This window comes from Candidatus Poribacteria bacterium (genome assembly GCA_021295715.1).
Classification (GTDB): Bacteria; Poribacteria; WGA-4E; order WGA-4E; family WGA-3G; genus WGA-3G.
Window position 1 is genome coordinate 19,860 of sequence record JAGWBV010000065.1, and the last position, 12,039, is coordinate 31,898.

Consider the following 12,039-nt stretch of genomic DNA (forward strand, 5'->3'; position numbering starts at 1 on the left):
TCCGTTATTTCCGCTTTTGTGATGAATTGGATAGCATCTGGCGATATTTCGCAAAGCCAATGAGAACGAGAGCAACAATATTACCGAAAACAATGGCACTTCCAAACCCGACAATTACCAAAAACCCCCCGATCCGAAGAATTCCATCTCCAAACGGACACTGCCAGTCTAAAATAAAAATAGCCACGGCAGGAATCAGTGCGCCAAGTATGAACCCTATTCCCGCAGCAGCGCCAGCAACGTTCTGAAGTTTTTTTAACATCGGCAGTTGAACTTCAAACATCTGTGCCCTTTTGTTTCTCCATCCATTTTCGTTAGGCGAGTCCTAAATATTTATCTCTGCCTTGTACAAGTGCCTCTATTTTTCGATCCACCACAGAGCGTTGGAGCATCCAAAAGCCACAGTCCGGATGCACCCAACCAATCCGTCCTGCCCCCAGCATTTTTTCTGCTGTTTCGATGCTGGTTGCTACATCATCAGGTGTTTCAACAGGATTGACTTTTACATCGATCACTCCAATACCGAGAACAATATTTGCGGTGACTTCCCTGAGTGCCTCAAGGTCTGCATCAGGGCGGTGTTTCAGTTCCAAAACCAAGTGGTCGCACCGGAGCGTATTCAAGAAATCCACCAGAGCACGCCAGTTCCCTTTTTGGATTACCTGACCGCCATAGTTGCCAAAGCAGAAGTGCACAGCTTTCTCTCCACTAAACGCATCAAGGACAATATTAATCGCTTCGGCAGCGCGAGGTCCATCTTGTGGATTCCCCGGTATATTCGCTTCGTCAATTTGAAGGCAGGCACAATCCAGTTCACGTACCTGTGTCGCCAGTGCTTCTGCCAAAGCCGTCAGCAGCGCATCAAAGTCACCGTAATGTTTGTCCAACAGCGTCCGTGCGAGCATGTAAGGACTCGTTACCGTAAATTTGATGTCCTTTCCAGATACACTCACTGCGCGCTCGCAATCGGAAACGAGGTTTAACGTGCCTTCTCCCAAGGCTTTCTCAACAACTCCTGCCGGTTTCGCACGGAACGACATCGTGTGCATCTGCCGAAATTCATGCCATTCCTGCCGCCCCACTTCCGCTCTCACACCAGAAAGCGGACGGATAAAATAATCAATCATTCCATTGGTATCTGGATGATTGGCGTCAAAGCGGTAGAGTTCGCCATCTGTCGGCAGGTCAATACCGCGTTGCCGCTGGATGTCTACGACAACCCGCGTCGCATCAAGCAGCGTCTGCTCTGTTGGCATTGACAGGAGCCATGCTGGTACAGGATAAGAACCCACGGTTGTCGTTAAAATTTCTGGTTTTTTGGTTGTGTTTTTCACAGATTTAATTTTCGGCTAATTCAAAAGACTCAAGTTCAAAGACTGTGTCGACAGTTACATCACCCCGAGTCTGTGATTGTGTAAATTTGATAATCCCGATGTCAGGGGCAACCCATTTTTTTACGACAGTGATGTCAAGTGGAACATTCTGGTTTTCAATATCAAATCCCCATCGAAAGGATTCTTGAACTTGAAAGACGTGTTCAAAAGTTCCTGCTGGCACCGTTACGGTCTCTTCTGAAATCACCTCAAATTCGTCGAGTCCACCGCCAATCGGAAAGAGTTCGGGAACTAATTGTGCCTGAAAGTTAACCTCCCACTTCTCGCCCGGGATAAGTGGGAATTGATATAGCGGGAGATACGGCACAAACAGAATCGTATCTCCTGTGCCGGATGTGGTATTCTGCGCGTGCTGTACAATCGCTGAAACCTCACCCTTTTCATCAAGACTGGTTCCGAGGTAAGAGTAGTTTACAACGTTCTCTAAACCTTCAGTCTGACTCGATTTCTGGAGAACAAAACTATCAATGGATTCCCCACCTGCACGTTGAATCTGGATCGTATCCACTATTTCGAAGGTAATCTCAGCACCGCTTGTGTCGCGATAATGCCAAATGTTCCCCACAGCCAACGGATAATAGTTTCCAGGGCGGGTCCGCCACACTTGGATATCAAGTGTACTTCTTGTAGCATTTTCTCCATCGCTTACCGTAACTTCAATCTGGTATTTCCGTTCAATATCCGGCGCACGCCAGAGTGCACCAGAGGCGTTCTCCGTTAACTCACCACCCGTAACCGTCCACGTATATGATAGGGAGTGACCTTCAATATCGCCAGCTTCCAGACGAATAGGCACCTCTGCCCCTGGCGGAACTATATTTGATTCTGCTTCAAACACCAGAATGTGCGGTGCAACGTTTATGCTGCTGGTTTCATCACCACCGCAACCTACCGCAACACCAATAAGCAAGAACCAAAAGATTTTCCAGACATCCGTTAATTTTTTCATGGGCTGAAAGATTCTCCGCGTAAGACTTCCCGACATTGGGTCTCACCGTTTCCAGTTACATTGTAAGCGAATGTATTCATCAGCCGGTCGTTCGTCGAATTGTTGGGGGCAGATCCATGAATAATCAGCGCATTAAAAAACACCCCGTCTCCCGGTTCCATCTCGACGGCTACAGCGTCTTCCCGTTCTTGATAATGTCCGGGTAAAAACACGCCAAACGTCTGATGTTTCCGTTCATGCTCTTGTAGACCCCAATTATGGCTACCGGGTACAAACTGAATGCACCCATTCTCAAGGTTCGCCTCGTTGATAGCCAGTTGACAATTAATCATAACCGGTTTGTTTTCATCATTTTTCCAGTAGGCATAGTCCTGATGCCACGGGATAGCCGTGCCATCGCCACCCGCTTTTGGAAGTAATTTGCTATGATAGAGCGATATGTTTTCACCCATCATCACTTCCAATATATCCAAAATTTCGTCAGAACGAAGCAGACGGTTCAGCGTTGGACTCACCAATTCACTGTGCATCAACTGTTTGATACGTGGTGGGTGGTCCTCCGTATCGTAGACTTCCCAAGAAATCCCGATGCCATCAGCAGGTTGTTCTGCCATACGGTTATGTATATCTTCAATCTCTTCCTGAATTCGCGCAATGTCTTCTGGAGAGACAAGCCCTTTTTTCAGGAAATAGCCGTTATCCACGTAAAACTGCTGTTCTTTGCTTGTAAGTCCCATACGATTTCTCCTTGGTTCCATTTAGCACACTAACGTTCAAACTTTGGTTCACCAAACTAAATGGTCCCGATGTCGCCTCCTAAATAAATTCTGCTATTAAAGTATACACCAAGCGTTCGGAAAAATCAAGAATTTCATTTTTCTGTTTGGTTAAACACACCTCGAGAAAAAAAGGTTTACTTCTGTTATAAATCTTGTTAAAATATTAAAAGTTGAATTTAAGCGTCATCACTTTGAAAGCACTACTATGCCTTCAAGGCATGTTATCGCGCGCCTCGTCCGTCGTGAGTACAGAACACCAATGGAGCCAAAACTGATATGGACTATACACTTGAAAATTGTCAAAAACTTGTGGACGACTGGGTTCACACCTTTGGGGTCCGCTATTTTTCGGAGTTAACCAATACCACTATTCTTATGGAAGAAGTCGGCGAATTAGCACGGATTATGGCACGCCAATATGGGGAACAGAGTTTCAAGGAGAATGAGAAAGACTTGGACCTTGGTGAAGAAATGGCTGATATCCTTTTCGTACTTATCTGTCTCGCCAATCAAACAGGTATCAAACTTGAGGACGCATTCAAAAAGTCAATCGAAAAAAAGACACGCCGAGATAAAGAACGTCACAGCGAAAACCCTAAACTTCTGAAAAACTGAGGATCAGACGCCTAACCACCGAAGGAGATGAACAATGATGCTCCAGAGAGGCAACGCACTTTTAATCTTAAGCCTATTTTTTATTATTGGTGGATGTGCAATTTTCCAAAAAAGCCCATCGACGCCGTTGATAGTTGATCCACTCGTCGAACGGAATCGCCAGTGGAGCGCGCAGGTTGAAGTTGGCAATACAGAACTACAACGCAAAAACCTGCGAGCTGCACTTACTGCTTACGAAGCCGCTGTTGCAATTCGTCCAGAGGCAAGCGAAGTCCAACGCAAAATCGCTGAGATATATTTCCAACTGGAAGAGTACGAAAACGCACGAGACGCATTTGTGGCATTTTTAGTACTGGAACCGAAAAATATCACGGCTCTAAACTACGCCGGATACATCTCTGAGAAATTGCAGGATTATGCGGCAGCCGCCGAATACTATGAACGGGTCCTTAATGTTTCAGTAGATAACCTCTACGCCTTGAATCATCTCGGTTTAGCTTACAAGCAGCTCCAACGTTTCGACGAAGCGATTGAAGTGCTCCACACGGCATTGTCCTTTGATCCGAAATGTGAGCGTCCCGAAAGTGAAAATTTACACAACTATTTGGGATTAATTTACTTAGAGCGCGGTGAGATAGGGGAAGCCATTGCGGAACTACGGGAGTCGATTCGGTTATTTCCAAACGAAATCTGGGCAAGGGAGCAACTCGCTACACTTTACGAGAACCAAGAACGTTATTTTGAAGCGCAGCTCCAATACCAGAAGATTTTTGAAATTGATCCACACAATCTCCTTGCCTTAACGCGACTCCAAGCACTCGCACGACAGGACTTCGGGCAGACGGAAATTGTCGATGTGCCACCCGTTACGCTTCTCAATCCGGATGTTGAACACATTATCGCGAATGCTCCAGATGCCAGGGATTATCCTGATGCCGATACCTTAGTCCTCTTCAACTATTTCAGCCACGATGTCCTGCCGACAGGACAATCCCGCTATACAACACATCAGGTCGTTAAAATCCTCACTGAAAGAGGTATCCAAAAATACGGCGATATTGCCATTCCTTATCAACCCACAGCGCAAAACATCGGTGTTAATATAGCAAGAACAATTACTGCAGATGGCACAGTGCTGCACCCTCCCGATGAAGCCTTTAACGATGCCACACCCCCTGGGTTATTGTCCCAAAATCTCTATTCTGACGCAATGTGGAAGGTCATTTCTATGGTCGGTCTCGCACCGGGGGTCTGCGTTGAATATCAGGTAACACTTGAAGATAAAGTGCCTGGAGGCGAGACATGGATCACAGGGGCATACAATTTCCAAGGGACAGAAACTACACTTGAGTCGAGTTACGCCCTTCAAATACCCGATACGTGGCATCTTCGATGGAAAATTGCAAACGATACCTCAAACGCACATGAACCTGAAGTGTCCTACACAGAAAACGACACTGTTGTGTATATTTGGAGGTACGGTGAAACATCCGCGCTGATAATAGAGGAAGGCATGCCACATATTAATGAGGTCGTTCCGCGCTTGCGCTACTCTTCGATTGCCGACTGGAATGATGTCTACACGTGGTATAAAGAACTCGCGAAAGGGAGATATACACCGGACGCTAAGATTGAGGAAAAAGTCCAGCAGTTAACCGAAAATCTCACAACAGAAGAGGGAAAGATACGCGCCATCTATCATTTTGTCGCTGCAACTATTCGTTACGTTGGTATTGAACTTGGGCAGAGTGCTTATCAACCCTCATCTGCCACTGAAGTCTTTCAAGTGCAATACGGCGATTGTAAGGATAAAACGACCCTCCTGATTTCAATGTTAGATCTGGTGGGAATCAAGGCTTATCCAGTTTTGATTAGCGTCTCACCTTACGAGCAGGTTGACACGGCACTCCCGGCACTCAGCCAATTTAATCACATGATCGCCGCAATCCCGACGGAATCAGATACCTATATTTGGTTAGATCCCTCCTCAGCAACTTGTAGTTACGGGGACCTACCTTATAACGCGCAAGGGCGAACAGGATTTCTCATTTCCGACACACACGGTGAATTTGTGGAGACACCTGTTTTCCCATCTGAAACCAATAGGCTTGTGAGCACGACAGATATGACGCTAAACAATCAAGGGACTGTAGAAGGAACGCTCCACATTCAGACAAGCGGGCAATATGACCTAAATACGCGGTGGGCATATCAACAGATACAGCCTCGTGCGATAAAAACCACTTTGGCGACTGAACTCAGTCAACAATTTCCCGGTATTCAGATAGTGTGGCATGAGATGTCAGACCTCAATGAACTCAATGTGCCAGTGGAAATTAGGCTCGGCTTTCGCGTTGAGAATTACGCAACGCCTTTAAGCAGCAACGTGTTGATGCCTTTACCAATTGATGAATTTGGGGAGTACGCGGAAGCGTTTGCTGACGACAAACGCGCCTATACATTGGATTTCGGTTATCCAACAGAAGTGGAAAAAACGATTCGTGTTCAGGTGCCAGAAGGGTGGAGTGCCGCTCTACCGGAAGACAGCCATCATGCCATAGAGAGCGCGGAATTTACGCGACAATATAGGCAGGTTGAGAATATCATCACCTACCGACTGATGTTTACCCTTAAAAATAAGATACTCCCAGCGGTTGCATATCCAGCGGTGAAAATAGCAGTCATTTGCTGCTAAATATGGGTAGTTACAGTCGCATGTCAAAACGCTAACAACTCTCTAATACCGGTTTCCTCAGGACCAGTAGGTGCGGAATGTAATACATTGTCCCGCAAGTCCACACGCGACTTGCGCTATGGATTTAGTCTCTCCGCAGACTAAATCCCCCAACCGCACTGATCGTTCCAATTACAAAAAATGGACTTGAGAAACGCTACAAAAAAATAAAGTCAACCTTTAACGTATTTCCAGCCATCAACCAAAACGGGGAGCCCGCGGATTAGGCACATGGCAACAACCACGGTAGATAGAATCACACCTGCCAACTCCAACCCGATGACCCATTCGGGAAACGCACCTGAGTTTTTGAAGGCAATGACACCACCGAGATAAAGAAACGCGAGGGTTTTCGTGATACCATAGATACTACGGCTCGCTCGTGAACTGGTGAGCGCACGGCTCCATTTGGAGGACATCATCGTGTTTTCACCAAAGGCGGTTTTGCCTTGTGCAAACGCAGCACTCCGCAAACCATCTGTGAAGAAGCCGCGGGCAATCACGATAACTGGAATCCAGAACGGAATCAATCCAACAACGGCGAAGTATACCCAGAAGATACATTCGACAATCCGATCGCCAACGATGTCGAATAATGCACCAAAAACAGAAGTCTGGTTCAGGCGTCTAGCGACATAACCGTCAACCGCATCGAGAAATAGGATTAGACCTATGAGTCCGACGAGCAGAATGTCTAAATAGACATGAACACCAAAGAGGGAGATCACAACGAAAACCAGAATCAGACGGAAGAGTGTAATCAAATTTGCAATCATTTTTTTACCTCCGGAAATCTATGAGACCTTTATTCGTTCTACAACGCTCCATTTAATAAAGCCTTCAGGCTTTTGTAGTTGCTGTATATTTTCAGGTTAGGTATCTTTTCAAATGGATCTCTTTTAATTTATGGTAACATACCGTATCACTGAAAACAATACCAATTTTGAAAACAATAGGGTCATTTTCTTTAGGAGGATTTTGAGGAACCAGATCCGGTAGGTGCGATTATATGAAGATTAATTTATTAATTCGGTAATGTGCGGGCAGGCACAAGACCTGCCCCTACAATGTTTTTTCAAATGGAATTACCGAAATATTTTATTAAAACGCATTAAACCGCACCGGACCGCCAAAAAAGCGTGAAATCCGATGATTTCCTAAAGTTAATGACTCTGTGAAAACGAAAAGGATAGTTATTCTATGAATGAAAATAAAAAACCCAACATCGTTCTTATCCTGAACGACGATATGGGTTTCTCTGACTTGGGTTGCTACGGCGGCGAAGTTCACACCCCGAATCTGGATCGACTCGCCGCAGGTGGGTTGAGGTTTACACAATTTTACAACACCGCACGCTGTTGTCCATCTCGTGCCTCCATGCTTACCGGACTACACCCACACCAAACTGGGGTCGGGCACATGATGGGCGACGATGGATTAGAAGGCTACCGTGGAGACCTGAATGATCGTTGTATTACCATTGCTGATGCCGTCCGTTCAGAAGGTTACGGCACTTATATGAGTGGTAAGTGGCATATCTCTCGGCATGCCGGTGCTGATGGACCCAAGCACAGTTGGCCCTGCCAGCGTGGGTTTGACCAATACTACGGTATTATCACCGGTGCAGCAAATTTTTGGAAACCGAACACGCTGACGCGCAATAACACACGCATCCAACACGACGAACTCCCTGAAGGTTACTTCCTCACAGACGCTATCAGCGACGAAGCAACAACCTTTATCCACAATCACACGGAAAAGAATCCCGACAGTCCGTTTTTCACCTATGTCGCTTACACGGCACCGCATTGGCCCCTGCACGCCCACGCAGAAGACATCGCCTACTACAATGGACGTTTCGCTGCGGGATGGGATGAACTTCGAGAAGAAAGGCTCTCACGGATGCGGGAAATGAAGATTTTAGATGAGGCATGGCAACTTACGGCGCGTGATCCGTCACAACTACCTTGGAGCGATGCACAATACAAGGAATGGAATCAACGCCGTATGGAAGTTTACGCCGCGCAAATCACCCGCATGGATGCAGGTATCGGAAGAATTATCAACACATTGGAAGAAACGGGTGAACTTGATAACACGCTCATCCTGTTTTTAGCCGATAACGGCGGTTGTGCCGAAGAACTCGGAGGACCTCCCGCAATACGCGATAGCGATTCACTCATCAGTACTGAGACAACCTCCGATGGACAACCCGTCTATCGTGGCAATGATCCGAGCATCATGCCTGGTCCCGAGACCACCTATCAAAGTTACGGGGTGCCATGGGCAAATCTGTCCAATACGCCGTTCCGCGAATATAAACACTGGGTGCATGAGGGTGGGATCGCTACGCCACTGATTGCACATTGGCCGGATGCGATAGAATCGGCAGGAGAGTTGCGCCATCAACCCGGACAATTGCCGGACATCATGGCGACATGTCTCGAAGCTTCAGGAGCAACCTATCCTGAAGAACACAATGGGAAACCGATTTTGCCGTTAGAGGGAACAAGTTTAGTGCCGATTTTCGATGGGAAGGATAACGGTAAAGATGTTCTGTATTGGGAACACGAAGGCAATTGCGCAGTCCGTCAAGATAAATGGAAACTGGTCTGCAAATTTCCCGGCGATTGGGAGCTCTACGACGTGGAAGCCGAACGGACAGAAATTAACGATCTCGCTGCGAAGCATCCACAAAAACGAAATGAGCTTGTTGGGCTTTACCGAGACTGGGCAGATCGCTGTTTCATCTATCCGTGGGATCGACTCCAAGAGAAACGCAGACAGCAACGGCAATAACGCGAAAAATTGCGTTTATGTTCGGGCGGGTTTCTATACCCGCCCATTGTCGTAAAAAACTAACCGCACGGCAGCATCTTCAAACAGACCGGTGTCGGTATCTCTGCTACGTCTCCTGTCGCATTTAATTCACCCGTTTCGGCATCAATGGCGAACGTAACAACTGTGTCGGTCTGCTGATTCGCAGCAAAGAGGAATGTCCCTTCCGGGTTCAACCCGAAGTTCCGTGGTGATTGTCCTTGCGTTGACGCATAACCGATGGGATTCAACATGCCCGTCTCTGAATCAATCGTGCACATCGCAATACTATCATGACCTCGGTTCGACCCATACAAGAATTTTCCAGAAGGATGAACGTGGATATCGGCGCAATGACTGGTGCCATCGAAATCGTCAGGAAGCGTGGAGACTGTCTGGAATTCAGCCAATGTTCCAGCACTCGCGTCGTACCGAAAAGCCGTGAAAGTAGAGTCTATCTCGTTAATCACGTATGCGTAGTGTCCATTCGGATGGAAATCGAAATGCCGAGGTCCCGCACCCGGTTGCACGCGGACCCAGGGTTGCGTGTTAGGCGTGAGTGTCCCGTTTTCCGCATCCAATTGATAAATGAGGACTTTATCGAGTCCCAAATCAGGTGAGAAGGCATAACGATTGCCCGGATCGATCATAATCGCATGTGCGTGAGGTTCCATCTGCCGTTGCGGGTTGATGCTGGATCCCTGATGTTGCACAAAATCAGAGGCTTCACCGAGCCTGCCATCCGATCCGATCGGAAAAGCCGTAACGCTCCCACCGCCGTAGTTTGCCACGAGTAGGCATTTGCCAGTAGCGTCCGCACTCAGATGACACGGAGCACCACCACCGGTAGCGCGTTGGTTGAGGTAACTCAGCTCCCCTGTCTCTTTATGAATGTAAAACGCCGTGACCGCGCCACTGGCTTTGCCTTCAAATTCGCCCAGTTCATTAACAGCAAAGAGGTATTGTCCACTGGGATGTATCTCCAGAAACGACGGATCCTCAACTCCTGTTATCTTGCTGCTATATTCCAAGGCACCCGTCGTCCCGTCTAAACGGTAGACGTAAATCCCTTCGCTATCTCCTTGTGTATAGGTCCCGACATAAACGAAATAGTCTTGGCTGTTCTGTTGCGCCATTATTTACAATCTCCTTATGAAACTTTAAGATGAATCGTTTTCTCTTCGCTTTCACGATAACCGATGCGGATCGCTTTTGCGCGCACGATGGTTTCGCCTTCCGATAGAGACAGTGGTTCGGTATACAGTTGCCAGCGGACATCATCCCCCTGCTCTGTTGTATAAGCAATGGATGCTCCTTGGGTGGAACAGTGAAGTTGCAAAACGAGAGGAGTTGCCCACTCGCCACCCTCATGTGCCACCTCTGTGCCCGAGTGTTCGGCGTTAATCGGAATAAAAATTGGAGCCGCCGTTTGAGGTTGCGTGCCATCAGGATACCACGTTGCAACCATCTGCTCTTCTGGTATATCGCCCATATCACCGAATTCTGATTGCCACTGCGACAACGCGCCGCGCATCCTTTCCAGAATGTCGTGATGTCCGTCATCCGCCGCCAGATTGTTGAGTTCATATCTGTCATTTTCTACATCGTAGAGTTCTTCAGCAGGACGCGGACAACGGAACATAACCTCTTGATCGCCTTCCAGCTCGCCTGCGGCATGTAACCGCCACATCTCCTGCATGATCGGGTGCCGATTACGATACGGAATCCAGAGCAGATACGGTTTTTCAGGATAATAATTTCTGATGTATTTATACCGCTTATCGCGCACAGCACGAACCATATCGTAAGATTCATCGTAACGGTCACGGGTCGCAAAAATATAGTCGCGTTCCATCTTCTCCGGTCCGAGGAACGGTTGTCCCTGTAGATGTTCCGGTGCTTGCACGCCACAGAGTGAGAGCACCGTTGGGCCAAGGTCAATCAGACTCACGAGTTGCTCACTGGCACTGCCAGCAGAAAGCGAATCGTGCCCGCGCACGATCAGCGGGATGCGAATCCCCGCATCGTAGGGCCACCGTTTGCCGCGGGGCAGTCCTTCGCCGTGATCGCTCCAGAGAAAGACGATGGTATTCTCCGCAAGTCCATCCGCTTCCAACTGATCAAGCAACTCACCGACACGGGCATCCGCAGTAGCGAGGTTATCGTATTGACGCGCCAACGCCTGCCGTGCTTTCGGTGTATCTGGGAGATACGGCGGTAACGCTATGTCATCCGGATTTGTAGTTGTGGTCAAGGGTCGATCCTCCCGTTCCCACATACCGCTCTCGTGCGTAACGGTCGGATTGAAAACCGAAAAGAAGGGTTGCCCTTCCGCACGATTCCGCCAATGTGCGGTATTGCTACACTCATCCCAAGCCGTGATTGGCGGTGTAAACTGATAATCGGTTTTGCTATTGTTCGTGCAGTAATAGCCCGCGCCCCTGAGATATTCGGTGAAAGTTTTCACATAGGGTGGGGGCACTGCAGAATATGGGGTCGGCATGTCGGGGGTGTTTTCGTTCGTGTGCGCTGTCCGCATGTGATGCGTACCAATGGAGGTCTGGTACATACCAGTAATGATTGCGGAACGGCTCGGTGCACAGACACCGGCAGTCGAAAATGCGTTCGGAAACCGACATCCACCACCAGCAAGTCGATCGATATTTGGGGTCCTCGCGACTGTATCTCCGTAACAACCAAAGCGTGGGGTCGTATCTTCTATGGAGATCCAAAGAATATTCGGACGATCTG

At 47.9% G+C, this 12,039-nt stretch carries 10 protein-coding genes; 3 read left to right on the forward strand and 7 right to left on the reverse strand.

All coding sequences use genetic code 11. The features are described from left to right. Window positions 1–4 precede the first annotated feature (4 nt). The 4 genes from J4G07_16070 to J4G07_16085 form a co-directional block, all read right to left on the reverse strand. Window positions 5–283: a hypothetical protein gene (locus J4G07_16070; GenBank protein MCE2415507.1), complete on the reverse strand. Its 279-nt coding sequence runs from the start codon at window positions 281–283 to the stop codon at window positions 5–7. Window positions 284–314: 31 nt separating this feature from the next. After that, on the reverse strand, window positions 315–1,256 hold the full coding sequence (locus J4G07_16075; protein ID MCE2415508.1) for a methionine synthase: 942 nt from the start codon (window positions 1,254–1,256) through the stop codon (window positions 315–317). A gap of 82 nt (window positions 1,257–1,338) precedes the next feature. Further along, window positions 1,339–2,343, reverse strand: a complete 1,005-nt coding sequence (locus tag J4G07_16080; GenBank protein ID MCE2415509.1) for a hypothetical protein — start codon at window positions 2,341–2,343, stop codon at window positions 1,339–1,341. Then, window positions 2,340–3,080: a phytanoyl-CoA dioxygenase family protein gene (locus J4G07_16085; protein MCE2415510.1), complete on the reverse strand. Its 741-nt coding sequence runs from the start codon at window positions 3,078–3,080 to the stop codon at window positions 2,340–2,342. The genes J4G07_16080 and J4G07_16085 overlap by 4 nt, the downstream gene beginning before the upstream one ends. 318 nt (window positions 3,081–3,398) lie before the next feature. Here J4G07_16085 and J4G07_16090 point away from each other — a divergent pair, with 318 nt between their 5' ends. Next, window positions 3,399–3,737 (forward strand): nucleotide pyrophosphohydrolase, encoded by a 339-nt coding sequence (locus J4G07_16090; protein MCE2415511.1) that lies wholly within the window; start codon window positions 3,399–3,401, stop codon window positions 3,735–3,737. A 34-nt stretch (window positions 3,738–3,771) separates the two neighbouring features. Next, window positions 3,772–6,432 carry a DUF3857 domain-containing protein gene (locus J4G07_16095; GenBank protein MCE2415512.1) on the forward strand — a complete coding sequence of 887 codons (2,661 nt, stop codon included), beginning with the start codon at window positions 3,772–3,774 and terminating at the stop codon, window positions 6,430–6,432. 212 nt (window positions 6,433–6,644) lie between these two features. Here the strand turns inward: J4G07_16095 and J4G07_16100 are convergent, their stop codons facing one another. Then, window positions 6,645–7,247 carry a CDP-alcohol phosphatidyltransferase family protein gene (locus J4G07_16100; protein MCE2415513.1) on the reverse strand — a complete coding sequence of 201 codons (603 nt, stop codon included), beginning with the start codon at window positions 7,245–7,247 and terminating at the stop codon, window positions 6,645–6,647. 424 nt (window positions 7,248–7,671) lie between these two features. Between J4G07_16100 and J4G07_16105 the strand changes: the two genes are divergently transcribed. Then, the gene (locus J4G07_16105) at window positions 7,672–9,270 is read left to right on the forward strand and encodes an arylsulfatase (protein ID MCE2415514.1); all 1,599 of its coding nucleotides are present in this window, start codon (window positions 7,672–7,674) and stop codon (window positions 9,268–9,270) included. 59 nt (window positions 9,271–9,329) lie between these two features. Here J4G07_16105 and J4G07_16110 read toward each other — a convergent pair whose 3' ends face one another. Together J4G07_16110 and J4G07_16115 are read right to left on the reverse strand one after the other, a co-directional pair. Beyond that, entirely contained in the window at window positions 9,330–10,424 is a 1,095-nt protein-coding gene (locus J4G07_16110) for a lactonase family protein (GenBank protein ID MCE2415515.1), read from the reverse strand. A 14-nt stretch (window positions 10,425–10,438) separates the two neighbouring features. Beyond that, window positions 10,439–12,039 (reverse strand): sulfatase-like hydrolase/transferase (locus J4G07_16115; GenBank protein ID MCE2415516.1); only part of this gene is annotated, 1,601 nt, incomplete at its 5' end.